Genomic DNA, 24,963 nt, shown 5'->3' with positions numbered 1-24,963 from the left:
TAGCCTCCCCGCCTCGGGCGCGCTACCGTGATCAGGCGTCGGCGTGCTCGGGGCCGCCGTTCAGCGACTTGGCCAGGTCCAACAGGCGGCGACGCGGACGCTCGCCCAGCAGGTAGTAGGCGCGGATCAGATCCAGTGTCTCCTTGCGGGCGAACATCTCGCCGCCTTCGGTCGTCTCGTGGCGCGCGTCCGCCAGACCGTCATAGAAGTAGCCGACCGGCACTTCCAGGGCCTCGGACAGCTGCCACAGGCGGGCGGCGGAGATGCGGTTGGCGCCGCACTCGTACTTCTGGATCTGCTGGAACCGGACGCCCACCGTACCGGCCAGTTGCTGTTGGGTCAGGCCCAGCAGACGCCGGCGGCGGCGAAGACGCTTACCAAGATGGACGTCGATGTTGTTACTCATGAAGCCGTGCCCCCTAGTGCGACGCGGGCCGTCCCGAAACGGAGCGGCCTGAACCCAGGGCCGCAATTCACGTGCCGTTGCGCGAAACGGGCGAGCCAGCCTACTTAGAGGCATGTCGGATAAGCGTCAGCCTTGGGTTCAGGATCTGCTGTGGCGGTTGGAAGCCTTAGGCTTCGACCTCTTCATCGGCGCGGTGCGCTTGATGGGCGTGGACCGCGCTTCCGACTTCGGCGGCTGGCTGGGCCGCACGTTCGGGCCTGTGAGCGGCGCGCACAAGGTCGCCGCCCGGAACCTGAAGCTGGCCTTTCCAGAGAAGGACGCCGCCTGGCACGCGCGGATCCTGGACGAGCAGTGGGAGGGCCTGGGCCGCTCGTTCGCCGAGTTTCCGTTGATGGACAAGATCCTGCCGTCGACCGGACGGGTCGAGGTGGTCAACGCCGAGCGCCTGGCCGAGATCGCCGCCAACAAGATCCCGGTGGTCTTCGTCTCGGGCCACCTGTCGAACTGGGAGGTCATGCCGGCGGCCATCGTCGACAGCGGCGTGATCTGCGAGATGACCTATCGCGCGGCCAACAACCCCTATGTCGACAAGCGCATCCGCGACAGCCGCTTCCGCTATGGCGTGCGCCTGTTCGCGCCCAAGGGCGGCGACGGATCGCGCGAGCTGCTGCGCGGCATGAACGAGGGCAAGTCCGTCGCCCTGATGAACGACCAGAAGTTCAACAGCGGCGTGGCGGCTCCGTTTTTCGGCCACGATTCGCGCACCGCGCCGGGGCCCACGCGCCTGGCGATCCGTTTTGGCACGGTGCTGCAGCCGATGTCGGTGCAGCGGCTGAAGGGCGCGCGCTTCCGGGCGGTGGTGCACGATCCGATCGTCCCGCCCAGCACCGGCGATCGCACGGCCGACATTGAGGCGGGCGTGCGGATGATCAACGCCTTCATGGAGGAGCGCATCCGCGAACGGCCGGCCGAGTGGTTCTGGGTTCACCGCCGCTGGCCCAACGAGGTCTACGCGGCGCTGGCCGAACGCGAGCGCTCGGGGGCGGGCGAGAGAGCTTAGATCTCGAGCATGTCGGTCGGCTCGTCCTTCTCGCCCGCGCGGCGGAAGGGGCCCAGGTGGTTCGGATCGACCCGACGCCGGCGGCACGGGCCGAAATAGTCCGGCGACCGGATGAACGGCCGTGGGTGGTAGATGACGGTGTTGATGCGATCCAGCAGCGAACGAGCCGTCACCGGCTTGACGACGATCTCGGTCACGCCGGCGTCGCGGGCCTCGAACACGCGGTGACGTTCGGCGAAGCCGGTCAGCATGATGATCGGCAGGAACGGATCGACGCTGTCGGGCGAGTTGCGGACCAGCTGAGTGAACTGCACCCCGTCCAGCGGCGCCATCTTGAAGTCGACGATGGCGATGTCGGTCTGCCAGTCGCGCAGGACCTGCAGCGCTTCGGCGCCATCCATGGCTTCGCGGATGTGCTTGACGCCCACACCCTTCAGGATCGTCGCGACGATCGATCGGATGTGCTGGTTGTCGTCCACCAGCAGAAAGCGCAGCTTTTCAAGCGCCGCCGACATGCGGGAGCCGCCTCCTCAAGGATCTCGCGGGAAGAACGGAACCGCGAGCGTCGCCTGCGACGTCCCCATTCCGACATCGAAGGCATAGCTAGCGAATGATTGTAATTCTCGCCAGGGGCGAATTCGTGGAATTTCAGCTTTGAAACGGTCCGGCGCCGACCAGCAACGATGGGTCGAGGTTGCGGCCGCGCCACTTCATTCGCCAGCACAGATGTGGACCGGTGGCCCGACCTTCCTGACCTGTTTCCGCGATCAACTGGCCTTGGCGAACATAAGTCCCTGCTGAAACAAGGATTTTCGACAGGTGCAGATAGGCGGTGATCAGACCTTGGCCGTGATCGACCAGGACGAGGCCGCCTTCGTAGTGCAAGCCGGTCTCGGCGAAGGCGATCAGCCCGTCGGCCGGAGCGCTCACCGGCGTACCCACGGGCGTCGCGAGGTCGACCCCAAAATGAGGACGCTTGGGTTCGCCGTTGAGGACGCGCTGGCCGCCGAACCGGGCCGAGCGCCGGGCGCCCACTACCGGAAGCCTGAAGCCCTGGCGGAATCCCTCGACGTCGGCCTGGCTTGCGAAGCCGGCCTGCTTGCGCAGGTTTTCGGCGGCGATGCGCTCCAGCAGGGCCGGATCGGTCGGCGTCACCTGTTCGGGCGGTAGGCCGTCGATGCGCTGGACGTCGAAGTCGCCCGTCGCGATCGTCGCCTCGCGCGTGACCGCGCCGTCGAGGGTGGTCGCGGTCAGGGTGCTGGCGGACGGCGCGTCGCGGTCGAAGCCGACCACGAACCAGCCGTTGGCCGAGGCGGTGGTCAGGACCTGCGCGTCGACATCGATCAAGGCGTGAGGCGTGGTGCGGCCCACGGCGTAGCCGCCCTGGACGAAGGCGCCGGACAGCGAGAGCGCCGGCGTCGCGGCCCGCGCGCCGCCCGAAGGGACAAGGCCGGTGAAGGCGGGCGAAAGCGCGGCCAGGACCACGCGTCGGCTCAGGCCTGTTGCCAACGCTTCAGCGCCTCGGCGGGGCCGGCATAGGCTTCCTGGTGCTCGGGGCTCCAGTAGCGCAGGGCCTCCAGCGGGATCTGCTTGTTGGTCACCGCGCACAGCACGAAGCGGCCGGGGCTGAGCACGGCGTACTCGCCGTCGCCATAGTGCAGGACGGCCAGGCCGTCGGACTTGCCGAGATCTCGATCGAAAGCGTTCATGGCTCTTACTCTACGCCAACCCGACGTCTCAGAACAGATCGCCCTGATCGGCCGCGGGCGTCGCCGGCTTGGGGCGCGGCTTGGGCGCCGGAGCAGGGGCGGGCGCCGGCGGCGGGACGAAACCGCCTTCGCCATCGATCACCGCGTCGCGATCGCCGCTCTTGAACTTCAGGTTCACGCGCTCGCCCGAGACGAGGTCGGCCGCCGAACGGGCCAGGGTCCCGTCGCCCTTGCGGACCAGGGCGAAGCCCAGCTCCAGCGGTCGCTCGGGATTCAGCGACTGGCGTAGCTTGTCCAGGTTGGCCAACTGGTCTTCGGCGCGGACCAGGCGGCGCCGGCCGGCGGCCTGAAGGCGATCCCACAGGGCGGGCAGTCGGGCGTGGGCAGCGGCGCGGTCCGGCGCGCGGGTCCCGCAGGCGTCCAGGCGGCGACCCAGGTCGGCTAGGCGGTCGGCCTTGATGGTCCGCTGGCGGGTCAGGATGTCCGGCGTCAGGCGCGCGGTGACCTTCAAGAGGTCTTGAGCGTGGACGGCGGTGTTGCGATGCAGGGCCGCGTCCAGGCGACCGGAGGCGATGTCGAAGCGCTGCTGAGCCAGGGCCAGCAGGTCGTTGGGGCGCGGCAGGCCCCGCGCGGCGCCCAGCAGGCGCGTGCGGCGCTCCTCGATCGTGCGCGACCCGCAGCGGTTCAGGCGGCGGTCGAAATCCGAGATCAGGGCGCGCAGCTCGGCCAGCACGGGCGTGGCCATCTCGGCGGCGGCCGTAGGGGTCGGGGCGCGGCGGTCCGAGACGAAGTCGATCAGCGTCGTGTCGGTCTCGTGACCCACGGCCGAGATCAGCGGGATGGTTCCCTCGGCCACGGTCCGGGCCAGGGTCTCGTCGTTGAAGGCCCACAGGTCCTCGACCGAGCCGCCGCCGCGCGCGACGATCAGGATGTCGGGGCGCGGGACCGGACCGCCGGGTTGCAGGGCGTTGAAGCCCTTGATGGCCGCGCAAACTTGGGCTGGGGCGGCGTCGCCCTGCACGACCACGGGCCAGACCAGCACCTGGCAGGGCCAGCGGTCGCGGATGCGGTGCAGGATGTCGCGGATGACCGCGCCGGTCGGGCTGGTGATCACCCCGACCACGGTGGGCATCGAGGGCAGGGGGCGCTTGCGCTGGGCGTCGAACAGGCCCTCGCCGGCCAGCTTGGCCTTCAGCCGTTCGAGTTGCGCCAGAAGCGCCCCGACCCCGGCGGCCTCCATGCTGTCGATGACGATCTGGTAACGCGAACCGGCCGGATAGGTGGTGATCTTGCCGGTGACGATGACCTCGAGTCCGTGCTCGGGCCGCACGCCCAGGCCGCGGACATTGCCCTTCCAGACGACGCCGTCGATGGCGGCCTTGTCGTCCTTGATGGTCAGATAGACGTGGCCGTTGGAGTGATGCGTGACCTTACTCAGCTCACCGCGCAGCCGCACGAAACCGTAGCGGTCTTCCAGCGTGCGCTTCAGGGCGAAGGCCAGCTCGGAGACCGAATAGGGGGGGGCGTTGGAATCGTTCGGCGCGAGGTCCGTCATGGGCCCTATCTAGAGGGGTCCTCCACAAATGGAAAATCCCGGACGGCCTTTTGGGCCATCCGGGATCCGCCGCCTGAGAGACTTTTGTTCTTCTTAGATGTAGCGGCGAAGCGAGCGGGCGAGCTCGGTGGCGCCGCCCTTCTTCTTGGTCTGCTGCGGCTGGTACGCCACGCGGGCGTGCTCGACGCAGTAGGGGCCTTCCGACGAGCGGCGGCCGCAGAAGGTGAAACCTTCCGACGACGGATCGCCGATCGGCCACTTGCACATGTGCGCGCCCAGGGTCAGCACGGTGGCCGAGCCTGGCTCCTCATGCCGGAACGCCGGCAGCGGCGCGGGCGCGGCGGCCACGGGGACCGACGACGACGGCGCTTCCACCGGCGTCACGCGGCGCGGGGCCGACGGCATGGCCTGGGCGGCCGGACGCGCCGGACGCGGGGCCTTGAATGCCGGACGCGCCGGTTGCGAGGGCGCCGCGCGGCCCGAGAGGCCCAGGCGGTGCACCTTGCCGATGACGGCGTTGCGCGTGACGCCGCCCAGTTGCTTGGCGATCTGACTGGCGGACAGGCCGTCCAGCCAGAGCTTCTTCAAGGTCGAGACCCGTTCGTCGGTCCAGCTCATAACCCGTCTCCGCCGTTCGATAGGGAGAGGGGCGTCCCCACGCCCTTCACCCCATATCTGGTGATCGGACCGCCCCGCCGGCGGTCGTCCTACTAGATATCGTAAAGAATGTGTTAAGGCGCACAATAGGCGCCAACGACTCTGTCCACAGAAACAAGATGTTGATTCACGCAACCCCAAGCTTGCGGAATGGGCCCTCAGAGCGCACATGGCCAAGCAGAACAACGGGTTGAGCCTATGAGAGACATGGCCGAAAGCGTCATTCCGCCGCAGCCGCGCGACTATCACGGCTGGAACTGGTCCGGGTTCGTCACCCTGTATCAGCGCGAAATCCGCCGGTTCTGGAAGGTCGGGACTCAGACGGTGGCCGCGCCGGTGGTCACCACGCTGCTCTACATGCTGGTCTTCGTGGTCGCTGTGGGGGCCAGCCGGCCGGCCGTCGGCGGTGTCACCTTCGGCCATTTCGTGGCCCCCGGCCTGATCATGATGGCGATCCTGAACAACGCCTTCGCCAATTCCTCGTCGTCGCTGATCCAGGCCAAGATGATGGGCCTGACCCCGGACTTCCTGACCCCGCCGCTGTCGGCGTTGGAGCAGGTTCTGGGTTTCACCCTGGGCGCGGCGACGCGCGGCATCGTGGTCGGGGCGGTCACCGCCATCGTCATCGGCGTGCTGCCGGGCGCGGGCCTGCAGTTGGCCCACCCGTGGGCGATCGTCTATTTCGCGGTCGCCGCCTCGCTGATCCTGGGTCTGGCCGGCGTGCTGGCTGGCCTGTGGGCCGAGAAGTTCGACCAGCTGGCCGCCGTGACCAACTTCCTGATCATGCCGATGACCTTCCTGTCGGGCACCTTCTACCTGGTCGACAAGCTGCCGGAGCCGTTCCGCTCGGCCAGCCACTTCAACCCGTTCTTCTACCTGATCGACGGCTTCCGTTACGGCTTCATCGGCCATGCCGACGGCTCGATCGCGATCGGCGTGGTCAGCACCGGCGCGCTGACGGTGGCGATGTTCCTGTGGTGCTGGCGCCTGTTCGTCACCGGGTACCGCCTAAAGAGCTGAATCCGAACAGTGACTTAGCGCTTGAAGAGCCCCGGTCCGAAAGGCCCGGGGCTTTTTCATGTTGTGGAACTATAATTGATGTAATACATGGTTACATCATGTCATCTGTTCGATCCTATAACTCCGCGCTACGGCGCGATCAGGCCGAGGCCACACGGGAACGCATCCTGGCCGCCATGGCCGCGCTTGTGGAGGAGGGCGGCGGCCAGGAGCCGACCAACCGCGCCGTCGCCGAACGCGCCCAGGTCACCGAGGTCACCGTCTATCGCCACTTCCCCAGCCGGGAGCTGTTGCTGAAAGGCCTGTGGGAGCACCTGAACCGCAAGGACGGGGTGCGCGTCGGCATGCCCGAGAGTCCCGCCGACCTGCTGGCCAAGATCGGTCCGCTGATGGCCAGCTTCGACGCCAGTCCGGCCCAGATCATCGGCCGTATCACCACCCAGCAGGGCCGGGCGGCGCGTTCCAGTCTGGATCCCGAGCGCCGCGAGGCCTTCCAGGCGGTGGTCGCCCAGGCCGCGCCCGGTCTGGCCGAGGGCGAGCAGACCAAGGCCGCCGCCGTGCTGCAACTGCTCTATTCTGCCTATGGCTGGATTTCCCTGCGCGAGCAGTGGTCCCTGACCGGCAAGCCCGCCGCCGACGCCCTGGGCTGGGCCGTCGAGGTCCTGCTGGCCGATCTCAAGTCCCGGGGCGCGGCGTCCATTGCCCCCGATCCCTTCGCCCAGTTCACGCAAAGCACGTTCCAGCCAGAAAGCTGACTTCCATGATCGCTCACATCTCCATCCCGGCGCGCGACCCGCGCGCCACGGCCGAGGTCTTCGGTCGCATCATCGACGGCGAGGTCACGCCGTTCCCGGTCGTCCAGGACGCCTGGGTCGCCATCGCTCGCGACGGCTCGGGCCTTGGCGTGGAGGTCGTGCCCGACGCCAGCGCCCACCACCCCGGCCAGGGGCAGCCGGACGGCCGCGCCGCCGACGGTCCGTTCGTGATGCCGTGGGAGACCCAGATCCGCCAGGACGGCGCGCCGCAGGCGGCCAGCGGCTTCCACGTCGCCATCACCAGCAAGCTTTCGGTCGATGACATCGTGGCCATCGGCGCCGAGAAGCGCTGGCGCGCGGTGCACTGCGAGCGGGGCGGGGCCTTCGACCTCGTCGAACTGTGGATCGACAACCGCTTCCTGGTCGAAGTCCTGCCGCCCAAGGGGAGCGAGCGGTACCATGCATTCTACACGCCCGAAGTCGCCGGCAAGATGTTCGCCGCGCCGCTCGCGGACGAGGCGTGACCGCGCCGCGGCCCTAGGAAAGAAACCGCGATTTTCGCCGGTTTTTCAGGGGCTTTTTCACAATCCCTTGATTGACACGACGGCGTTCCACGGCGACAACCTGCGGCCTTCCGGTCCCCGCGCTCACAGTGCGGGGGCTTCTTTCCTTTTAGGGAGGCCGGTCTTGAGCACCGCGACGTCGTCCAACTCCTCGCAGCACCACATCATGGGCGTCTACAACCGCGCTCCGCTGGCGTTCGAGCGAGGCCGAGGCGCGCGCCTGTTCTCGACGGACGGCGGCGAGTATCTGGACTGCGTGGCGGGCATCGCCACCTGCGGCCTGGGCCACGCCCATCCCGTGCTGGTCGACGCGCTGAAGACCCAGGGCGAAAAGCTCTGGCACGTCTCCAACATCTACACGATCCCCGAGCAGGAAGTGCTGGCCGACAAGCTGTGCGCCGCCACCTTCGCCGACGTGGTGTTCTTCACCAACTCGGGCACCGAGGCGATCGAGTGCGCCCTGAAGGCCGCCCGCCGCTATCACGCGGTGAACGGTAACCCCGAGCGCATCGACATCATCGGCTTCGACGGCTCGTTCCACGGCCGCTCGTACGCGGCGGTGAACGCCTCGGGCAACGCCGGCTATCTGGACGGCTTCGGCCCGCGCCTGCCGGGCTTCGTCCAGTTGCCGTTCGGCGACTTCGAGGCCCTGAAGGCCGCCATCGGCCCGACGACCGCGGGCGTCATCATTGAGCCCGTGCAGGGCGAGGGCGGGGCGCGCGCCCTGACCGAGGCCCAACTGCTGGAGCTGCGCCAGATCACCCGCGACGCTGGCGTCCTGCTGATCTACGACGAAGTGCAGAGCGGCATGGGCCGGACCGGCAAGCTGTTCGCCCACGAGTGGGCCCCGGGCAGCGAGCCGGACATCATGTGCGTGGCCAAGGCCCTGGGCGGCGGCTTCCCGGTCGGCGCCTGCCTGGCTTCGAACGAGGGCGCCAAGGGCATGACCCCGGGCACGCACGGCTCGACCTACGGCGGCAACCCGCTGGCCATGGCGGTCGGCAAGGCGGCCTTCGACGCGATCAACAGCGAAGACCTGCTGGACAACGTCAAGACCGTGGCCGGCTTCTTCACCCAGCAGCTGAACGGCCTGAAGGACCGCTTCCCGGACGTCATCGTCGACATCCGCGGCAAGGGTCTGCTGATCGGCATCAAGGTCGTGCCGAACAACCGCGAATTCATGGTCATGGCCCGCGACCAGCACCTGCTGATCGCCGGCGGCGGCGACAACTGCGTGCGCCTGCTGCCGCCGCTGAACCTGACCATCGAGGAAGCCAGCGAAGCGATCGCCAAGCTCGAGAAGGCTTGCGAAACCGCCCGCGCCAAGGCGTCCGCCTAGTCTCCAATTACCGTCTTCCCGGCGAAAGTCGGGACCCAGATCAAGCCCGCTGATTTCCCGGATGCATCTGGGCCCCGGCTTTCGCCGGGGAGGCGGGAATTAGGGATAGTCCGATGACTCAACCCCGCCACTTCATCGACCTGTGGAAGCTGGACGGCGCGACCCTGCGCCTGATGCTGGACGACGCCCACGCCCGCAAGGCCGCCCGCAAGGGTTGGCCGCAGGGCAAGGTCGACGCCGACGCGCCGGCCAAGGACCGCGTGCTGTCGATGATCTTCCAGAAGAACTCGACCCGCACCCGCTTCTCGTTCGACGCGGCCATGCGCCAGCTGGGCGGGGCGGCGATCATCTCGACCTCGTCCGACATGCAACTGGGGCGCGGCGAGACCATCGAGGACACCGCCAAGGTGCTGTCGCGCATGGTCGACGCGGTGATGATCCGCGCCAACAGCCACGCCGACGTCGAGCGCTTCGCCCAGGTGTCGAGCGTGCCGGTGATCAACGGCCTGACCGACAAGAGCCATCCGTGCCAGATCATGGCCGACATCCTGACCATCGAGGAGCATCGCGGCCCCATCGCTGGCAAGACGATCGCCTGGGTCGGTGACGGCAACAATGTCTGCTCCAGCTTCATCCACGCCGCGCCGCTGCTGGGCTTCGAGCTGAAGATCGCCTGTCCGGCCGTCTATCACGCCGATCTGCACGACCTGGCCCGCGCCGAGGGCCTGCAAGGCAGGGTCAGCATGACGACGGACGCCAAGGCCGCCGTCGCCGGCGCCGACGTCGTGGTGGCTGACACCTGGGTCTCGATGGGCGACACCGACCACGACGAGCGCCTGGCCGCTCTTGAGCCCTATCAGGTCGACGACCGCCTGATGGACCTGGCCGCCGCCAACGGCGTCTTCCTGCACTGCCTGCCCGCGCACCGCGGCGAGGAAGTCACGGACGCGGTCCTGGACGGCCCGCGCTCGCTGGTCTGGGACGAGGCCGAGAACCGCATCCACGCCCAGAAGTCGGTGCTGGCCTGGGCGTTCGGGGCGATAGGGTAGCTGCTACTTGCCCCCACCTGGCCGTTTCGCGGCCGTCCGCCCCCAGGAGGGGGCGGAGGGTTCCTTCTTCCCCCTGCGGGGGAGGAGGGCCTTCAGGCCCGGAGGGGGCAAGTATCTATAGGGCTCGCATTTTTGGCGGAACGTCCTATCTAGCCTCCCCATGACCGACATCGCTTCCAATCCCGGCGTCCTCGACGACGTCGTTTCCGCGTTTCAGATCGAAGGCCTGCCCGTGCGTGGCCGCGTGGTCCGCCTCGGCGCCGCCGTCGACGAGGTGCTGACGCGCCACGACTATCCCGAACCGGTCGCCAACCTGCTGGGCGAGGCCTGCGCGCTGGCCGCTCTGGTCGGCTCCAGCCTGAAGTTCGAGGGCCGGCTGATTATCCAGGCCCAGGGTGACGGCCCGGTGCGCTACGTCGTGGTCGACTACGACACCTCGGGCGGCTTGCGCGGCTATTGCCGGTTCGATCCGGAAGAGGTCGCCAAGGTGTCGGAAGGCTTCGCGCGTCCGGGCGCCAAGACCCTGCTGGGCGGCGGCGTGTTCATCATGACCCTGGACCAGGGGCCGGACATGGACCGCTACCAGGGCGTGACGCCGATCGAGGGCGAGACCCTGGCCCTGTGCGCCGAGCAGTATTTCCAGCAGTCGGAACAGACCCCGACCCGCGTGCGCCTGGCCGTCGGTCAGGTTGATACGGGCGAGGGGCCCAAGTGGCGGGCCGGCGGTATCCTGATCCAGGTCATCGCGGGCGACCAGGCGCGCGGCGACACCCAGGACGCCTGGACCCATGTGCAGGCCCTGTTCGAGACGACCGGCGAGGACGAGCTGATCGACCCGACGGTCCCGACCGCGACCCTGCTGTGGCGCCTGTTCAACGAGGACGGCGTGCGCTTGCTGGACGAAAAGCCGCTGCGCGCCTTCTGCCGCTGCTCGGAAGAGCGGATCGGCGTGGTGCTGGACTCGTTCTCGGCCGAGGAAGTGGCCGACATGGTCGAGCCCGACGGCAAGATCCACGTGACGTGCGAGTACTGCTCGCGGGTCTACAAGCTGGACGCGCCGGAAGTGGCCGACTCCTGACGCGCGGACACCAGCCTCCCAGTCGCGGGAGGCTGGTTCCTGCCTCGGCGCCTAGACGAAGAGCGCCGGCAGTTCCCCCCAGGGAACGCCATCCATCGCCACCAGGCCTTTGACGGGCTGGGCGTCCGCCGGCAACGGATAGACCAGATGCGCGGTGGCGGCGCGCGCGTTGCCGATCTCATGCGCGACCGCCGGCCCCGTCTGGATCTCGCGCCCGAACCTGTCCCATAGGCGAAGGTCGACGGCGGCCGCGTTCATCGCGGGAGCCCCCGCGTCGCGAGCGACGCTCAGGATGGCCACTCGTCCGCCTTCCGGGTGATCGGCCACGCTGAGGCCCACCGGCGTCTCGTTGTGGCTGCAACTACCGGCGGTCAGGGGCGCTGTCGTCGTCGCGGGCGTCGTGGCGCTGCCGAGGACTTGCCAGTTGGCCTGAGTGACGACGCCCCCGGCATTCTGGATCTGGCCATTGAAGTTCAAGTTGAGCCCATAGGTGTGCCCGGGCTGAACATTGTAGAAGCCCGGCGTGTCGGACATCCAGAAGTTCGCGCCGGTCGCCTGGTCGGGGTTGCTGTAGTACTGGTTGGTCATGTTGCACTGGCGATAGCCGTAGGCGCTCGCGCCGGTGCAGTTGCTCCCGACCGGCGGGCAACCATCCTCACGAGGGACCGACGGGCTGATCACGACGTTCGTCGCCCGGCATAGATAGTGAGTAGTGGCCAGGCCATCGACGGTGTAGGTCCCGAACAGGTACTGCCGGTAGAAGAGGTCGGCGCAGCTTCCCCCTGGCGTGTCGGGCTCGAAGGTCGCGGTCGCGTTGAACTGGGCGGTGAAATTCCCGCTGGCCAGGACGGGGGTGAGTGTGGCGGCGGGCGTGGTGAAGCTGAGCACGCTGGACATGGCGTTCTCCCGTTTTCGATAACTTGGGAAAGGGATGGCGCGGCCGCCCGTGGTGGGGCGGGCGACCGCGCCCGGCGTCGCGATCGCGGCGGTGACCGCGACGACGTTCGGATCAGTCGTAGTCGACCGTGAACAGCCCGTTCGCGCCCTGGACCACCGTGGCGTTGGTGTAGGGGGTGCCGGTGAAGTTGATCAGCTTGTTCTGGGTCGAAACCGCGGTCACGTCGATCACCTGACCGGCCGTGTAGGCGCCGTCGGCGACGTAGAACTGCACCACGGGCGTGACGTTGTAGGTTTCGTTCGGCGTGGCCGAGAAGCTGGCGACCGGCGACGGAATGGCGCCGCCGTTGTCGCTGGCGAGGCCGAAGACGTAGTTGTTCAGCGGCGAGAAGTCGCTGCCGCCGACGATCTGGAACGAGCCGTTCTGGGCCTGGCCGGGGCTGGTCAGGCTGTTGAAGCCGGTCACGCCGGTGTTGGTGAAGGTCACGGTGTCGTTGGTGGCAGTGTTGACCGGCATGACGCCGCCGGAGTCGATGGTCACGCCGGGGCTCAGGGACTCCGGCGGCTGCGACCAGTAGGCGTAGGTGGTCTGATTGTAGACCACCTGATCCCAGCCGCCGTTGGTGATGTTCTCGAAGGTGGCCCAGGCGTTGGTGAAGATCGGAGTCGTGCCGCCGTTCGAGGTCACGATCGGCGCTTGCATGAAGACGACGTAGGACTTGTCGACGAGGGACTGGTTGTAGATCCGGATGGTGTAGGTAGCCATTTGCTCTCTCCCTGTGAGGTGTCGCGGGTATCGAGAGAGACCGCCTGATCGTCGGTCGTTGGCCTGAAAACCCGTGGTCTCTCCGATGGTTAATAATGTTCTAATCTTGGTTGTATTTATAGATTAAGCAACTTGAGGGGCGCTCAAGCCGACCCGGTCCGTGTTGCGCTGGGCTCAAGGCGGCTGGGTCATGTCGTCCAGTAGGGCCAGCAGGCGTCGCAGCGTGTTACGCCTCAGCTTGCGGGCGATCTGGACGAGCTCGAACTCTTCCGAGGCCAGGCTTTCGGCCGAATGGGCGTCCATCTCGCCCCTGCCCAGGACCAGCCAGTCCAACGAGATGTCCAGCACCTGAGAGATGCGCGCGGCGTTCTCCAGCGACATAGGGCCGTCCTTGCGCCAGCGGCTGATGGCGCTCTCGTGCACGTCGAGATCCAGCGCCAAGGCCATCATCTTGGAGATGCCGCGTCCCTTGATGGCGCGGCTCAGCCGTTCCCCCCTGGACTCCATTCACCCGGTCCACTCAAAGGGCGGGGCCGTACTGGGCAGCGCCCATCCGATGGCTGACCTCAAGGCTGGATCGCCGGGCGCGCTCGCGCGGACGTGGCGCGCGCGGATGTCTGCGCGATCGGAGCACCGCCAGCGCGCCCGGTCCGACGGTCCGCCTTGGCAGCGCCTGGCGGGCGTTGAAATCAGCTTTCGGTGACGCCGAAGGCGCCGTTCGCGCCCTGGATGAGATGGTCGGGCGCGCGGTGGCCGTCGGCCGCGCAACTCATCTCAAGCTGAAGCGGGGTGCGGATGCGGATCGTGTAGGTCGCCATCGGTTTCGCTCCCGTGACCATGCGGCGAACGCGAACGGCGGATTGATGGCCCCGATGCCGGCCGTTTCGCGCGCCTGCTTCCCAAGCCAGAGCATTAGTCGCGAAGTTGGCTCGATTTGCAACCTATGATGAAATTTGAGCACTAACACGCATGGCGGGTATCAATTCAGCTTCAGCATCGCGCCCGGCAGGTGCAGGGAGAACTCCGGAATCTCGACGTCGAAGACTTCCCCCTCTTCGGTCACCATCGAATAGCTGCCCTTCATCACCCCCGAGGGCGTGGGCAGGGGGCAGTTGGAGACATAGCGGAACGCCTCGCGCGGCTTGAGTTCCGGCTGCTCGCCGACCACGCCGCTGCCTTCCACGTCGTTCACGCGATTGAGGCCGTCGACGATCGTCCAGCGACGCGAGATCAGGGTCACCGTCTCGACGCCATGGTTCTCGATCTCGACCGTGTAGGACCACAGATAGAGACCCTGCTCGGGCGAGGACTCCTCGGTCGCATAGGCGGGGAAGACGCGCACGACGATATCGCGGGTGCGCGCCTCGTATGCCGCGCCGTCCTGGCCGCGGCGCCGGCGCATCCGTTGCAGCGAGGGCGAGGTCTCACGCCTGATCGAGCGCACGGATCACATCCCTCTTGAGGTCTTCGACGCTTTCCAGGCCGACCGACAGGCGCACGCCGCCCTCGGTCACGCCCAGCAGCGGGCGCTGCTCTTCGGGCACCGAGCGATGGGTGGTGGTCGGCGGGTGGGTGGCCATCGACTTGGCGTCGCCCAGATTGTTGGAGATGTCGACGATCTCCAGCGCGTTCAGGAACTTGAAGGCCGCCTCGCGCGTGCCCAGGTCCAGGGCGATCACGGTGCCGCCGCCGCTCATCTGCGACTTGGCGACGTTGTGGCCCGGATGGTCCGAACGGAACGGGTAGAGGACCTTCTGCACCTTCTTGTGCTCGGCCATGGTGTTGGCCAGGGCGAAGGCGCTGTCGGTCTGGCGGCGCACGCGCAGATCCAGGGTCTCGAGGCCCTTCAGCATCACCCAGGCGTTGAACGGCGACAGCGACGGGCCGGTGTGGCGCAGGCTGTCGCGATAGAATTCCTCGTTAATCGCCTCGCTGGTCAGGATGGCCCCGCCCAGCACGCGGCCCTGGCCGTCGATGTGCTTGGTGGCCGAATAGACGACCACGTCCGCGCCCAGTTCCAGCGGCTTCTGGAAGATCGGGGTGGCGAAGACGTTGTCGACGATGACCTTGGCCCCGACCGCGTGGGCCAGTTCCGACACCGCGCGGATGTCGGTGATCTCCAGCACCGGGTTCGAGGGCGTCTCGATCAGCACCGCCTTGGTGTTGGGACGGATGGCCGCTTCCCATTCCCGGATGTCGGTGGCGTCGACAAACGTGGTCTCGACGCCGAAGCGCGGCAGCCACTCGCTGACGATCCAGCGGCACGAGCCGAACAGGGCGCGGCCGGCCACCACATGGTCGCCGGCGCGGACCAGGCCCATCAGGGCGGCATGGATCGAGGCCATGCCGGTGGCCTGGGCGCGGCAGACCTCGGCGCCCTCGAGCAGGGCGAGGCGGTCCTCGAACATCTTCACGGTCGGGTTGTTGAACCGCGAATAGACGAAGCCGGGATCCTCGCCCGAGAAGCGGCGGTCGGCCCCTTCGGCGCTGTCGTAGGTGAAGCCTTGCGTCAGATAGAGCGCCTCGGCGGTTTCCATAAACTGCGAGCGCGCGATGCCTCCACGAATGAGCTTCGTCGCGACGTCCCAGTCCTTCGGATCCTCGGCCACGGGCCTATCCTTCCTCACGCTTAAAACCGCCGGCATAAGGAGCGGCGAGGGGGTCCTGGTCAAGCGCGAACGCCCCATCCGTGAGGGGAGAATTGTCACGGGCGAAAATCACATTGTCACGGGCGAGCGAATTGACCTGCCGCCTTGCCTTTATGGTCCGGTTTCGCGAGTGTCGCGCCGATGACCGACGCCCACGCCGCAGGGATTCTGCCCTGCCAGAACATCGAAGACCTGATCGTCCAGGAGGCGATCACCTCGGCCACGCCGTTCGACGTCGACCAGGTGCAGCCCGCCAGCCTGGACCTGCGGCTGGGCGCGCGCGCCTGGCGCATCCGCGCTTCGTTCCTGCCGGGCCTGCATCGCAAGGTGCCCGAGCGCCTGCGCGACGTGGCCATGCACGAGCTGGATCTGACCAAGGGCGCGGTGCTGGAGAAGGGTTGCGTCTACATCGCCGAGATCCAGGAGCGCCTGGCCTTGCCGATGACGGTGTCGGCGCGCGGCAATCCCAAGAGCTCGACCGGCCGGGTGGACGTCTTCGTCCGCCTGCTGACCGACCATAGCCGCGCCTTCGACGACGTCGACGCCGGCTATACGGGGCCGCTGTACATCGAGATCGCGCCGCAGACCTTCTCGGTGCTGGTCCGCGCCGGCACGCGCCTGAACCAGCTGCGCCTCAAGCGCGGCGAGCCGGCCAAGCTGGCCACCCGCAGCGTCGGCGTCGACCTGCTGTCCGACAACGGCGTCGTCGGCTTCCGCGGTCGCCGCCACGCCGGCGTCGTCGACCTGGACCACGAGGACGGCCACGACCCGCGCGACTACTGGGAGCCGCTGGAGGCGCGCCACGGCGAGCTGCTGCTGGACCCGGGCGAGTTCTACATCCTGGCCTCCAAGGACGACATCGAGATTCCGGTGCTGGAAGCCGCCGAAATGACCCCGATCGATCCGTCGGTCGGCGAGTTCCGCGTTCACTATGCCGGCTTCTTCGACCCAGGCTTCGGCACCGAGGAAGCGGCGGCGGTCGGCTCCAAGGGCGTCTTGGAGGTACGCAGCCACGAGACGCCGTTCCTGCTGGAGGACGGCCAGACCGTGGCGCGGCTGGTCTACGAGCCCCTGACCTCGCGGCCGGTGCGGCTGTATGGCGAGGGCGGGTCGCACTACCAGCGCCAAGGATTGAAGCTTTCCAAGCACTTCAAGCCCTGGCGTTGAGCAGGGCGGCGCTGAGGCGTTAGGTCGCGGTCGTCGTTCACTGACGATTGGGCGGACTCGCGCTTAGCTCTAGGCCTCGTTTCGGTCGGGCCTTGAAGAGATGTTTCGTGGCGTGGTGAGGCGCCTGTCGCGCGGGGCGATCGCGGCGGGTCTCGTGTGGATGGCGGGCGCCGGCGCGGCCAGCGCCGCCCCGGCCTTGTGGGAAGTCCGCGACAAGGACTCCGTCGTCTATCTGTTCGGCTCGATGCATGTGCTGCGCCCCGACGTCCGCTGGCGCACCCGGGCCTTCGATCGCGCCTACGCCGCCGCCGGCCGGGTGTGGTTCGAGACCCGCGCCGACCTGCCGCCGGACCAGGTGAAGGGGTTGGTCGACCGCTATGGCGTCGATCCCGACCGTTCCCTGACCCAGAAGCTTTCCCCGACCGGCCTGGCCACTCTGCGCCCGGTGCTGGACCGCGACGGCGTGCCGCTGGAGCGCGTCGAGCGCCTGCGGCCCTGGGCGGCGGCGATGATGCTGTCGGTCGCGCCGATGGCCCGCGAGGGCGGCGAGGTCGCCAGCGGCGTCGACGCGGCCACCACCCGGCGCGCCCGCACGGCGGAAAAGCCGATCGAGACCTTCGAGACTTTCGAGCAGCAGCTGCGCATCTTCGCCGACCTGCCGGAGCAGGCCGAACTGGACTATCTGGACGATGTCGCTCGCGAGCAGTTGTCGCCGCCCCGCGACGGCGTCGCCCTGGAGCGGGCCTGGCTGAAGGGCGACACGGGGCGGCTGGGCGCCCGTCTGGCCGATCGCATGCGCACAGACCGTCCCGCGCTCTACGACGCCCTGCTGCGCCGGCGGAATCTGGCCTGGGCCGATCGCCTGGACGCCGAGATGCGGCAAGGCAAGGGGACCGACCTGGTGATCGTCGGCGCGCTTCACATGGCCGGCGACGAAGGCTTGCCGGCCTTGATGAAGGCCCGTGGCTACGCCGTCCGGAGGATCCAGTGACCTGTCGCGGCGCCTGTCGCGCGGCAACGCGCCGCACCAGATCTGGTGGACAGTCCGTGCTGTTACACAAATTCTAGTCCCTGTCCTCGTGGGGCGCGACTCAGTCTCGCCCGGCGCCGAGGACGGCGGAAAGTCCATGGAGGCCCTGTTGGCCCGCATCGCACATGACCCGTTCCTGATCCTGCAAGGCCGCGTCGAGGCCTGGGAGCGGTGCGCGCGTATTCCCGGCTGTGACAAGGCCGTCTGGCGCCAGGACGCGGCGGGACGGGTGATCCGCTGGTCCGACTTCGGCGACCGTTTCTCGCGCTACGGCTGGGAAGTGGTCAGCCGCCCGCGTCCCGGCATGCTGGGCCGCGCCCTCAAGCGCCTGGAGGCCGTCCACTGGCGCGGCCTGACCCGCGACGCCCTGTCCGCGGATCCATTCCTGGGTCGCGAGGCCGCCTAGGCGCGCCTGCGAGAACATCAAATAGACCTGTCATTTAGTCGTGTGGTCGCGACTAAATGACAACCTAGCTTGACACGTTCTGCCCATGTGTGACAAGTTTGCTTGTCAATTCGATAGGGGTGCTTGTCATGACCGATGATGTGAAGCCGACCTGGGTCCGGTGGGCGCTGTTCTTCGCCGGTGCGGCTGGCTTGTCGATCATCCCGTTCTGGCTGGCCTTTTCCCATGTGCTGCAGCATCAGGCGTTGACGGTCGCCATGCTGATCTGGGCCTTGGTCTATATGTCCTATGTGTTTGTCGGCTCTTCGCGTCTGAAGACGTGCGAGCTGGGACCGGTGATGAAGCGTTATCGTCGCCGTATGGCTGTGGCGATGATCGCCTATTTCCTGGTTCTGATGGGCTCCCTGTCCCTGCTTGAAGACGTCAAGATGTCGGGTCCTTTGCTTTGGCTCGTGGCCGCCGCGCCGGCGATCCCGATCCTGGCGGTACTGGTGACGATGGGGCTCTATCTCAAGGAGGAGCCCGACGAGTTCGCGCGCGCGGTTCACGTCGAGGCGATGCTCTGGGGGCTCGGCGCGGTGCTTGCCGTCACCACCGTTTGGGGCTTCCTCAGCAACGCCCGGGTCATTCCAGCGCCGCCGCTCTTCCTGGTCTTTCCCTTGTTCTGCCTGTGCTGGGGCGTCAGTCAGCCTCTCATCCGCAGGCGCTACCAATGAAGAACCGCCTCAAGGTCCTGCGCGCCGAGCGCGACTGGAGCCAGGCGGACCTGGCCGAGGCGCTGCAGGTTTCCCGCCAGACCATCAACGCTCTGGAGACGGGCAAGTACGATCCTAGCCTGCCGCTGGCCTTCAAGATCGCCCGGCTGTTCGAGCAGCCGATCGAAGCGATCTTCCAGGACGAGGCGTAGGTAGAGCCTCGCCTTCCACCGACCGACCATCCGTCGCTCGACGCCCGCCGGTGTCGAAGCCTTCAGCACGCCTTCGTCCGAGGGGACATCTCATGCGCAAACGCTTCCACCTGTTCGTCATCGCCATGGCCATCCTGGCCGCGACCGGCGTGTTCGGGGGGCATCACGCCCATGCAGCGCCCATGGGGCCTGACGACCGGATCTCCGTCACCGTCTCGGGCAAGGGCCCCGACGTGGTGCTGATCCCGGGCCTGGCTTCGTCCGGCGCGGTCTGGGACGCCACCGTCCAGCAGCTGTCGGCCACCCACCGCGTCCACGTGGTCCAGGTGGCGGGCTTCGCCGGCGCGCCGGTGGCCGGCAATGCCGAGGGACCGGTGGTCGAGCCGCTGGTCGAGGCGGTCGACGACTACATCAAGGCCAACCACCTGAAGTCGCCGGCCGTGATCGGCCACTCGATGGGCGGGTTCACCGGCCTGCTGCTGGCCCGGCGTCATCCCGAGGATGTCGGCCGGCTGATGATCGTCGACAGCCTGCCGTTCTTCGCGGTGATGTTCTCGCCGGCCGCCACGGTCGAGACCGTCAAGCCGCAGGCCGCAGCCATGCGCGACGGCGTCATCGCCATGAGCCCCGAGGCCTTCGCCGGCCAGCAGGCCATGACAGCGCCGCGCTTTTCCAAGTCGCCCGAGGGCCAGAAGGGGGTCCTCGACTGGTCGAAGGCCTCGTCGCAGTCGGTGGTCGGCCGCGCGATGTACGACCTCCTGACCACCGACGCGCGGGGCGAACTGGCGGCGATCAAGACGCCGGTGACGCTTCTCTATCCCTATGATCCGGCCATGGGCGCGCCGGTCGCGGCGATCGACAAGACCTATGCCGACGCCTACGCGGCCCTGCCGGGCGTGACCCTGAAGCGGATCGACGACGCGCGCCACTTCATCATGCTGGACCAGCCCCAGGCCTTCGCCGAGGCGGTCGCCGCCTTCCTGAACTGACGCCGGCCTTGCGCCCACGCGCCGGCCGTTCCAAGTCTCGATCCACAGTCCTTCGGGGGTTACATGCTTCGTCAATTGCGCCGCGCGGCGGCTGGTCTGGCTTCGGTCCTGGCCCTGGGTTTCGCCGGCTCCGCCCTGGCCGAACCCGCGCTGTGGGCCATCAAGGACCACGACTCGACGATCTATCTGTTCGGTACGATCCACGTCCTCAAGCCCGACACCCAATGGCGCTCGGCCAAGATCGACAAGGCGCTGACCACCAGCGGCGACCTGACCCTGGAGATCGTCGGCGCCGACGATCCGGCGGTGATGCAGCCCCTGGTGCTGAAGTATGGCCTGGATCCCTCCAATCCGCTGTCGGGCAAGATCCCGGCCGAGACGTTCAAGCACGCCAGCGAACTGGCCCAGGCCGGCGGGGTGCCGCCCCAGGCCTTGAACATGATGCGCCCGTGGCTGGCCGCCGTGTCGCTGTCGATGCTGCCGGTGATCAAGGCCGGCTACGACCCCAAGAGCGGCGTCGAGCAGGTGCTGGCCAAGGAGGTCAAGGCCGCCGGCAAGCCCGAGAACGCCTTCGAGACGCCCGAGCAGCAGATCCGCTTCTTCGCCGACCTGCCGGTCAAGACCGAGGCCGACTTCCTGCGCGCGACGCTGGACGATGTCGACGAGGGCGTGGGCAAGATCGACAAGATGGTCGCCGCCTGGGCCGCCGGCGACGTGCGGGAGCTTGAGGCCGAGTTTATCTCGGAGATGAAGGGCGACTATCCCGAGCTCTACGACCTCCTGATCGTCAAGCGCAACGAGGACTGGGCGCGCCAGTTGAAGACCAAGCTGGCCGGTTCGGGCGTCAGCTTCGTCGCCGTCGGCTCGGGCCACCTGGTCGGCCCCGACAGCGTCCAGGCCCAGCTGGCCAAGCTGGGGATCAAGGCCGAACGGGTGGAGTAGGCGTAAGCCTACTCCGCCGCCGCCCGAAGATAGATAGAGCGCTTGGGAACGCTCATCACCCGCTGCAGCATCGGTTCGAACGCCTCCAGGGGCATCGACTTGAAGTTCGGGTCGAAGGCCTCCTGGTCGTACACGTGGCAGAACTTGGCCGTGTGTTCGAAGTCCGGATGGCCCCGGAACTGGTCGCGCATGTCGCGGTCCAGGCCCAGGTGGTGGAAGAAGTAATAGCCCTGGAAGATCGCGTGGTGAGCCACCATCCAGTGGTTCCGCTCGGACACGAAGGGCTGCAGGATCGCCGCGGCGATGTCGGCGTGATTGCGCGGCCCCAGGATGTCGCCGATGTCGTGCAGCAGGGCGCAGACGACATATTCCTCGTCCTCGCCGGCCTGGTGGGCGCGGGTGGCGGTCTGCAGGCTGTGCTCTAGCCGATCGATGGCGAAGCCGCCGCAGTCGCCTTTCAAGAGGTTCAGGTGGGCGATCAGGCGGGTGGGTAGCTCGCGCCCGAACTCGACCGACGCCCCGGCGATGATCCCCCAGTCCTCGGGCGTGCCGTCGGTCATCGCATGAAATTTGGCGCGCGGATGATCCTCGCCGTCGGCCATGGCGCTTCTCCCCAAACGTCTGTTTGAGGCGATCGTGCGCTCGAAGGCGACAAGCGTCAATCAAGCGGCGTCGATGGAAGGGAAAGACCTTGGAGCGGGCGGGGGGAATCGAACCCCCGACATCAAGCTTGGGAAGCTTGCGTTCTACCTCTGAACTACGCCCGCCAAAGGGACGCCCCGTTTAGCCCGCCTCGCGCGCGTACTCAAGCGGCTGTTCATGGCCGCGTGAGGTCACCGGTCCCCACGGCGACGTTCGGACCTAATTGCGCCGCACAATAACCGCTCCATGCGCGCCGAGACGGATGGGAGTCGATCGTCGCGTGGAAGTTAGGACGGAACCCTCTAGCCCGTCGCGTTTGGCGTTCGGCGATGTCTCGATCGATGTCGAGAGCCGCCGCGTGCGGGCCCCGATCGGCGCCAGCCACCTGGAGCCGCGCACCTTCGACCTGCTGCTGACCTTGACGGAGCGGCCCGGCCTGACCGCCTCGCGCGACTATCTGATCGAGACGTTGTGGACCGGTGTGCGCGGGGCGGACGAGACGCTGAGCCAGGCCGTTGCCGACCTGCGGCGCGCGCTGGGTGACGATGCGCGGGCGCCGCGCTTCATCGAGACGGTGCCGGAGCTGGGCTATCGCTGGATCTTCGAGGAGCCGCCGGGCCGCTTGCCGCCGACCCTGCGCTGGCTGCAAGGCCCCGCCTGGGTGGCGGCCGGCGCGGTGCTGGCGATCGCGGTCGGCGGGGTCGGGGGTGTCGGCGCCTATGCCTGGGTGCGAGGCGCCGAGCCGAACGGCTTCGAGATCCGCAAGACGCGCATGCAGCGTATGGCCGACGGACACTGCCGGCCCCAGGTCCAGATCATTCGCGGACGCGGCTTTCCCTCGACCAAGCAGCACGCGCCGCCCACGCCCTCGTCGCCGGGCTGCGCGCAGGCGACCGTCGCGCGGGCGTTCGTCCAGCTCTAGAGCGCGTCAACGGGCTCTAGCGCGCCGTGTCGTCCAGGAACGCCGAGGCCCAGGCCAGCGGGGCGTTCCAGTTGATCGCCACCTCGTTCTGGGTGAAGGCGCGGTAGTCGTCGGTCCAGCAGGTCTGCGGCTTGCACTGGCCCTTCATGGTCTCGGCGACCGGATCGCCCATGCTGGTCGAGTTGGGGCCGCCCGACACCACGCCCGCCGGCGGGGCGGGATAGGCCGGATCGGCCTGATGGGCCCAGAAGCGGTGGTGCGGATTGTGCATCGGCCGCGAACCGAAGCCGCTAACGTACGAGCGGTCCATCGGGTTGCGGCCCAGCACGTAGTCCATGGCGTCGACCGCGCCGTAGCGATAGGCGACCTCGCCCGTGAAGTCATAGGCCAGACCCAACACCACGGCGCGGTTCAGCACCGCGCTGTTCGAACCCCAGGGATAGCCCGGCGTGGCGTAGGGCAGGGCGTAGCCCTGGCCGAGGTCCTCGGAGAGATAGCCGCCGGCGCTGGCGACCAGGTTGGCGCGGGCCTGGGCGATCTCGGCGGACTTCAGGCCATTGGGCGCGAGGGCCAGGGTGATCGTGCCCAGGGCGCCGACCGAGCCCCAGCTGAGGTCGCCGGTCGGGCGCTGGCCCGCCGAAGGCGCGGCCAGGAACAGCGGCGAGGCGCGCAGGGCCTTCTCGTACTCGGCCTCGCCGGTCGTGGCGTAGAGCTCGGCCGCGGCCCAGTAGGCCTCGTCCGTCAGGTCGCCGTCGCCATAGCCGCCGCTGCCGGTGAACGCGCCCAGCTGGTAGATCTCGGGATTGCGCTGGGCGGCCGCGAAGGCGCGGCGGGCGGCGTCCAGGCACCGGGCCGAGAAGGCCGGATCGATCTTTTCCAGATCCGCGCCGCCTGGGCGGCCACGGCGGCCAGGTTCAGGGTCGCGGCCGTGGTCGGGTAGTAGAGATAGCGCGTCTGCTTGTCGTCGGCCGGCGCGGTCGGCACGGCGGTCCAGTAGCGGTCGGCGATCTTCTGGTGCGCCATGCCCGAGGCGTCGATGGCGGTCAGCGCCAACCGGCCGTCGACCGGCGCCTGCCTGCCGACCGGGACCTGCAGGGTCTTGCCGTCGGGGACCTGCATGGCCAGCAGGAAGGTCAGCTCGAAGCGAGCCTCGTCGAGGATGTCGGGGACGCGGTTGGCGTTTTCGGGAATGGCCAGCCCGCCGTCGCCCAGGGCTTTCAGCGCGCGGGGGCGCTTGAGCACGGCCGCCCGCTCCCAGGCGTTGATCAGGGTCCAGACCGAGATGCCGCCGTTGACCACGTACTTGCCCTGGTCGCCGGCGTCGTACCAGCCGCCGCTGGCGTCCAGAGTGTAGTCGCAGCCCGGCCATACCTGGCCGCGCTCGTCGGCGAGGTCGAAGCAGGTCGCCTTGTCCGGCGCGTGGCCGGCGCGGCGGGCCAGGTCCGGGCGCTCGACGTAGCGGGCCAGGATCGGGACGCTGGCGCGCTGCTGGTAGAAGAACGACAGGGCCGCGCGGGTCAGCCTGCCGTCCGGCTTGGCGCGCAAGGCGAACGGGCGGCTCTCGACCGCGCCGACCTTCAGGCGATAGCCGTCACCGGCCTTGTGGAAGGTCGAGAAGTCGATCTGGTGGACGTGCTCGCCCGAGGCGGAGTCGTCGCCGAACACCTTTGTCTTGCCCTGGACGGCCAGGGCGCCCGAGGCGTCCAGCAGGGTCCAGTCCAGCGGCGTCCTGGAGGGATCGGCCAGGATGGCGCGCTTGGGGCCGCCGGCTTCGAGGCCCGTCTGGTTCAGGCGGATGAGACTAGGAGCTTCATCGGCGCGCGCGCCGCCGGTGACGGCCAGCAGCGCGATGAACGACAGGGCGGCCAGGCGGGTCATCTACGTTTCCTCCGTGAAGGCATCGACGCGCGCCTCGCGGGCCGAAGCTAGCGGACGGCCGACAGCGTTGTCACGGCCTTTGTCGCCACCCTCCTCGGGCAAACGAAAACGCCGCCCGAGACGATCGGGCGGCGTTCGAAAAAGCGCGCGGAAGCGGCTCAGTTCTGCGGCGGCGGGCCTTCCGGCGGCGGACCGGGAGGCGGGCCATCGCCTTGCTGGGCGCGGCGCTGGCGCATCTTCTCGAAGGCGGCCTTCATCTCGTCGAGGGTGACCTTGCCGTCCTTGTTGGCGTCTAGCATCGCGAAGCGATCGGCCGGGCGGCCCGTGGCGTCCCACTCGGCCTTGTCGACGGCGCCGTCGCTGTTGGTGTCCCAGCGCTTGAAGATGTCTTCCGGGTTGGGCATCTGGCGCGGCGGACCCGGAGGGGGGGCTTCCTGCGCGAAGGCCGCGCCGGCGGCGACCGTGGTGAGCGAAGCGAGCGCGACGATGAGCGTGCGGCGCATAGAGGGTGTTTCCTTCCAGGGTGATGTCCCTGGGCCGTTGGAATGAGCTTCGAATGTTGCGGACTTATTTCGCGA

The 24,963-nt window shown here is 68.1% G+C and carries 29 protein-coding genes, 1 tRNA gene and 1 pseudogene; 15 read left to right on the top strand and 16 right to left on the bottom strand.

The window, feature by feature from the left end:
- Window positions 1–31: 31 nt before the first annotated feature.
- Window positions 32–406 (bottom strand): helix-turn-helix domain-containing protein, encoded by a 375-nt coding sequence (locus MZV50_RS17435; protein WP_252630565.1) that lies wholly within the window; start codon window positions 404–406, stop codon window positions 32–34.
- 112 nt (window positions 407–518) lie between these two features.
- On the opposite strand from MZV50_RS17435, the gene MZV50_RS17430 reads away from it, so the two are divergent.
- Window positions 519–1,466, top strand: a complete 948-nt coding sequence (locus tag MZV50_RS17430) for a lysophospholipid acyltransferase family protein (protein WP_252630564.1) — start codon at window positions 519–521, stop codon at window positions 1,464–1,466.
- On the opposite strand, the gene MZV50_RS17425 is transcribed toward MZV50_RS17430, so the two are convergent.
- From MZV50_RS17425 to gcrA, 5 genes are all read right to left on the bottom strand, one after another.
- Entirely contained in the window at window positions 1,463–1,981 is a 519-nt protein-coding gene (locus tag MZV50_RS17425) for a response regulator (RefSeq protein ID WP_252630563.1), read from the bottom strand. The two genes, MZV50_RS17430 and MZV50_RS17425, sit on opposite strands and share 4 nt — an antisense overlap.
- Window positions 1,982–2,114: 133 nt before the next feature.
- Window positions 2,115–2,975 (bottom strand): M23 family metallopeptidase, encoded by an 861-nt coding sequence (locus MZV50_RS17420; protein ID WP_252630562.1) that lies wholly within the window; start codon window positions 2,973–2,975, stop codon window positions 2,115–2,117.
- Complete coding sequence (locus tag MZV50_RS17415) at window positions 2,960–3,175, bottom strand: DUF2093 domain-containing protein (RefSeq protein ID WP_223390746.1); 216 nt, start codon at window positions 3,173–3,175, stop codon at window positions 2,960–2,962. The genes MZV50_RS17420 and MZV50_RS17415 overlap by 16 nt, the downstream gene beginning before the upstream one ends.
- Before the next feature lie 28 nt (window positions 3,176–3,203).
- Window positions 3,204–4,730 (bottom strand): exodeoxyribonuclease VII large subunit, encoded by a 1,527-nt coding sequence (xseA, locus tag MZV50_RS17410; protein ID WP_252630561.1) that lies wholly within the window; start codon window positions 4,728–4,730, stop codon window positions 3,204–3,206.
- 93 nt (window positions 4,731–4,823) lie between these two features.
- Window positions 4,824–5,348: a cell cycle sigma 70 cofactor GcrA gene (gene gcrA, locus MZV50_RS17405; RefSeq protein WP_252630560.1), complete on the bottom strand. Its 525-nt coding sequence runs from the start codon at window positions 5,346–5,348 to the stop codon at window positions 4,824–4,826.
- Window positions 5,349–5,585: 237 nt separating this feature from the next.
- Between gcrA and MZV50_RS17400 the strand changes: the two genes are divergently transcribed.
- The 6 genes from MZV50_RS17400 (at window position 5,586) to MZV50_RS17375 (ending at window position 11,191) form a co-directional block, all read left to right on the top strand.
- A complete protein-coding gene (locus tag MZV50_RS17400) occupies window positions 5,586–6,407 on the top strand; it encodes an ABC transporter permease (RefSeq protein ID WP_252630559.1) in 822 nt (273 codons plus the stop codon).
- 176 nt (window positions 6,408–6,583) lie between these two features.
- Window positions 6,584–7,162: a TetR/AcrR family transcriptional regulator gene (locus tag MZV50_RS17395; RefSeq protein WP_252630558.1), complete on the top strand. Its 579-nt coding sequence runs from the start codon at window positions 6,584–6,586 to the stop codon at window positions 7,160–7,162.
- A 5-nt stretch (window positions 7,163–7,167) separates the two neighbouring features.
- Complete coding sequence (locus MZV50_RS17390; RefSeq protein WP_252630557.1) at window positions 7,168–7,686, top strand: hypothetical protein; 519 nt, start codon at window positions 7,168–7,170, stop codon at window positions 7,684–7,686.
- Window positions 7,687–7,849: 163 nt separating this feature from the next.
- A complete protein-coding gene (locus MZV50_RS17385; protein WP_252630556.1) occupies window positions 7,850–9,064 on the top strand; it encodes an aspartate aminotransferase family protein in 1,215 nt (404 codons plus the stop codon).
- Window positions 9,065–9,177: 113 nt separating this feature from the next.
- Window positions 9,178–10,113, top strand: coding sequence for an ornithine carbamoyltransferase (gene argF / locus MZV50_RS17380; protein WP_252630555.1), 936 nt, complete (start codon window positions 9,178–9,180; stop codon window positions 10,111–10,113).
- 160 nt (window positions 10,114–10,273) lie between these two features.
- Window positions 10,274–11,191 (top strand): Hsp33 family molecular chaperone, encoded by a 918-nt coding sequence (locus MZV50_RS17375; protein ID WP_252630554.1) that lies wholly within the window; start codon window positions 10,274–10,276, stop codon window positions 11,189–11,191.
- A gap of 51 nt (window positions 11,192–11,242) precedes the next feature.
- Here the strand turns inward: MZV50_RS17375 and MZV50_RS17370 are convergent, their stop codons facing one another.
- The 6 genes from MZV50_RS17370 to metZ all read right to left on the bottom strand — a co-directional run bounded on the left by MZV50_RS17370 (window position 11,243) and on the right by metZ (window position 15,463).
- The gene (locus MZV50_RS17370; protein ID WP_252630553.1) at window positions 11,243–12,088 is read right to left on the bottom strand and encodes a hypothetical protein; all 846 of its coding nucleotides are present in this window, start codon (window positions 12,086–12,088) and stop codon (window positions 11,243–11,245) included.
- 112 nt (window positions 12,089–12,200) lie between these two features.
- A complete protein-coding gene (locus MZV50_RS17365) occupies window positions 12,201–12,854 on the bottom strand; it encodes a hypothetical protein (protein ID WP_252630552.1) in 654 nt (217 codons plus the stop codon).
- A 174-nt stretch (window positions 12,855–13,028) separates the two neighbouring features.
- Window positions 13,029–13,361, bottom strand: coding sequence for a helix-turn-helix domain-containing protein (locus MZV50_RS17360; protein ID WP_252630551.1), 333 nt, complete (start codon window positions 13,359–13,361; stop codon window positions 13,029–13,031).
- A gap of 182 nt (window positions 13,362–13,543) precedes the next feature.
- Entirely contained in the window at window positions 13,544–13,672 is a 129-nt protein-coding gene (locus MZV50_RS26510) for a hypothetical protein (RefSeq protein ID WP_289781875.1), read from the bottom strand.
- A 161-nt stretch (window positions 13,673–13,833) separates the two neighbouring features.
- Window positions 13,834–14,298: a Co2+/Mg2+ efflux protein ApaG gene (gene apaG / locus MZV50_RS17355; RefSeq protein WP_252630550.1), complete on the bottom strand. Its 465-nt coding sequence runs from the start codon at window positions 14,296–14,298 to the stop codon at window positions 13,834–13,836.
- Complete coding sequence (gene metZ / locus MZV50_RS17350; RefSeq protein ID WP_252630549.1) at window positions 14,279–15,463, bottom strand: O-succinylhomoserine sulfhydrylase; 1,185 nt, start codon at window positions 15,461–15,463, stop codon at window positions 14,279–14,281. The genes apaG and metZ overlap by 20 nt, the downstream gene beginning before the upstream one ends.
- A 180-nt stretch (window positions 15,464–15,643) precedes the next feature.
- Between metZ and MZV50_RS17345 the strand changes: the two genes are divergently transcribed.
- The 7 genes from MZV50_RS17345 to MZV50_RS17315 all read left to right on the top strand — a co-directional run bounded on the left by MZV50_RS17345 (window position 15,644) and on the right by MZV50_RS17315 (window position 20,943).
- Window positions 15,644–16,669 (top strand): 2'-deoxycytidine 5'-triphosphate deaminase, encoded by a 1,026-nt coding sequence (locus MZV50_RS17345; protein ID WP_252630548.1) that lies wholly within the window; start codon window positions 15,644–15,646, stop codon window positions 16,667–16,669.
- A 115-nt stretch (window positions 16,670–16,784) separates the two neighbouring features.
- Complete coding sequence (locus MZV50_RS17340) at window positions 16,785–17,660, top strand: TraB/GumN family protein (RefSeq protein WP_252630547.1); 876 nt, start codon at window positions 16,785–16,787, stop codon at window positions 17,658–17,660.
- Window positions 17,661–17,808: 148 nt separating this feature from the next.
- Complete coding sequence (locus MZV50_RS17335; RefSeq protein WP_252630546.1) at window positions 17,809–18,105, top strand: hypothetical protein; 297 nt, start codon at window positions 17,809–17,811, stop codon at window positions 18,103–18,105.
- A gap of 128 nt (window positions 18,106–18,233) precedes the next feature.
- Window positions 18,234–18,821, top strand: a complete 588-nt coding sequence (locus MZV50_RS17330) for a hypothetical protein (RefSeq protein ID WP_252630545.1) — start codon at window positions 18,234–18,236, stop codon at window positions 18,819–18,821.
- Entirely contained in the window at window positions 18,818–19,012 is a 195-nt protein-coding gene (locus MZV50_RS17325; RefSeq protein ID WP_252630544.1) for a helix-turn-helix transcriptional regulator, read from the top strand. The genes MZV50_RS17330 and MZV50_RS17325 overlap by 4 nt, the downstream gene beginning before the upstream one ends.
- A gap of 92 nt (window positions 19,013–19,104) precedes the next feature.
- Entirely contained in the window at window positions 19,105–20,001 is an 897-nt protein-coding gene (locus MZV50_RS17320) for an alpha/beta fold hydrolase (RefSeq protein WP_252630543.1), read from the top strand.
- 63 nt (window positions 20,002–20,064) lie between these two features.
- Complete coding sequence (locus MZV50_RS17315; protein WP_252630542.1) at window positions 20,065–20,943, top strand: TraB/GumN family protein; 879 nt, start codon at window positions 20,065–20,067, stop codon at window positions 20,941–20,943.
- 8 nt (window positions 20,944–20,951) lie between these two features.
- On the opposite strand, the gene MZV50_RS17310 is transcribed toward MZV50_RS17315, so the two are convergent.
- Window positions 20,952–21,545: an HD domain-containing protein gene (locus MZV50_RS17310; protein WP_252630541.1), complete on the bottom strand. Its 594-nt coding sequence runs from the start codon at window positions 21,543–21,545 to the stop codon at window positions 20,952–20,954.
- Window positions 21,546–21,635: 90 nt separating this feature from the next.
- A tRNA-Gly gene (locus tag MZV50_RS17305) sits at window positions 21,636–21,710 on the bottom strand.
- Window positions 21,711–21,901: 191 nt separating this feature from the next.
- Between MZV50_RS17305 and MZV50_RS17300 the strand changes: the two genes are divergently transcribed.
- Window positions 21,902–22,507 (top strand): winged helix-turn-helix domain-containing protein, encoded by a 606-nt coding sequence (locus MZV50_RS17300; protein WP_252630540.1) that lies wholly within the window; start codon window positions 21,902–21,904, stop codon window positions 22,505–22,507.
- A 16-nt stretch (window positions 22,508–22,523) separates the two neighbouring features.
- Here the strand turns inward: MZV50_RS17300 and MZV50_RS17295 are convergent.
- Window positions 22,524–24,385: pseudogene (locus tag MZV50_RS17295) on the bottom strand (glycoside hydrolase family 9 protein).
- Window positions 24,386–24,543: 158 nt separating this feature from the next.
- Complete coding sequence (locus MZV50_RS17290) at window positions 24,544–24,888, bottom strand: EF-hand domain-containing protein (protein ID WP_252630539.1); 345 nt, start codon at window positions 24,886–24,888, stop codon at window positions 24,544–24,546.
- Window positions 24,889–24,963: the final 75 nt, after the last annotated feature.

This window comes from Caulobacter segnis (assembly GCF_023935105.1).
In the GTDB taxonomy this organism is placed as follows: Bacteria; Pseudomonadota; Alphaproteobacteria; order Caulobacterales; family Caulobacteraceae; genus Caulobacter; species Caulobacter segnis_B.
Note: the sequence above shows the minus strand (reverse complement) of the source record. Positions and strands in the feature narration are given on the sequence as shown.

Bases quoted from the DNA above. Each gene is read 5' to 3' on its own strand.
- MZV50_RS17310 (WP_252630541.1), bottom strand. From the start codon at position 21,545: ATGGCCGACGGCGAGGATCATCCGCGCGCCAAATTTCATGCGATGACC.
- argF (WP_252630555.1), top strand. From the start codon at position 9,178: ATGACTCAACCCCGCCACTTCATCGACCTGTGGAAGCTGGACGGCGCG.
- xseA (WP_252630561.1), bottom strand. From the start codon at position 4,730: ATGACGGACCTCGCGCCGAACGATTCCAACGCCCCCCCCTATTCGGTC.
- MZV50_RS17375 (WP_252630554.1), top strand. From the start codon at position 10,274: ATGACCGACATCGCTTCCAATCCCGGCGTCCTCGACGACGTCGTTTCC.
- MZV50_RS17425 (WP_252630563.1), bottom strand. From the start codon at position 1,981: ATGTCGGCGGCGCTTGAAAAGCTGCGCTTTCTGCTGGTGGACGACAAC.
- MZV50_RS17325 (WP_252630544.1), top strand. From the start codon at position 18,818: ATGAAGAACCGCCTCAAGGTCCTGCGCGCCGAGCGCGACTGGAGCCAG.
- MZV50_RS17395 (WP_252630558.1), top strand. From the start codon at position 6,584: ATGGCCGCGCTTGTGGAGGAGGGCGGCGGCCAGGAGCCGACCAACCGC.
- MZV50_RS17415 (WP_223390746.1), bottom strand. From the start codon at position 3,175: ATGAACGCTTTCGATCGAGATCTCGGCAAGTCCGACGGCCTGGCCGTC.
- MZV50_RS17390 (WP_252630557.1), top strand. From the start codon at position 7,168: ATGATCGCTCACATCTCCATCCCGGCGCGCGACCCGCGCGCCACGGCC.
- MZV50_RS26510 (WP_289781875.1), bottom strand. From the start codon at position 13,672: ATGGCGACCTACACGATCCGCATCCGCACCCCGCTTCAGCTTGAGATG.
- MZV50_RS17435 (WP_252630565.1), bottom strand. From the start codon at position 406: ATGAGTAACAACATCGACGTCCATCTTGGTAAGCGTCTTCGCCGCCGC.
- MZV50_RS17320 (WP_252630543.1), top strand. From the start codon at position 19,105: ATGCGCAAACGCTTCCACCTGTTCGTCATCGCCATGGCCATCCTGGCC.
- MZV50_RS17430 (WP_252630564.1), top strand. From the start codon at position 519: ATGTCGGATAAGCGTCAGCCTTGGGTTCAGGATCTGCTGTGGCGGTTG.
- MZV50_RS17330 (WP_252630545.1), top strand. From the start codon at position 18,234: ATGACCGATGATGTGAAGCCGACCTGGGTCCGGTGGGCGCTGTTCTTC.
- MZV50_RS17400 (WP_252630559.1), top strand. From the start codon at position 5,586: ATGAGAGACATGGCCGAAAGCGTCATTCCGCCGCAGCCGCGCGACTAT.
- MZV50_RS17370 (WP_252630553.1), bottom strand. From the start codon at position 12,088: ATGTCCAGCGTGCTCAGCTTCACCACGCCCGCCGCCACACTCACCCCC.
- MZV50_RS17345 (WP_252630548.1), top strand. From the start codon at position 15,644: ATGACCGACGCCCACGCCGCAGGGATTCTGCCCTGCCAGAACATCGAA.
- MZV50_RS17315 (WP_252630542.1), top strand. From the start codon at position 20,065: ATGCTTCGTCAATTGCGCCGCGCGGCGGCTGGTCTGGCTTCGGTCCTG.
- MZV50_RS17365 (WP_252630552.1), bottom strand. From the start codon at position 12,854: ATGGCTACCTACACCATCCGGATCTACAACCAGTCCCTCGTCGACAAG.
- gcrA (WP_252630560.1), bottom strand. From the start codon at position 5,348: ATGAGCTGGACCGACGAACGGGTCTCGACCTTGAAGAAGCTCTGGCTG.
- MZV50_RS17360 (WP_252630551.1), bottom strand. From the start codon at position 13,361: ATGGAGTCCAGGGGGGAACGGCTGAGCCGCGCCATCAAGGGACGCGGC.
- MZV50_RS17290 (WP_252630539.1), bottom strand. From the start codon at position 24,888: ATGCGCCGCACGCTCATCGTCGCGCTCGCTTCGCTCACCACGGTCGCC.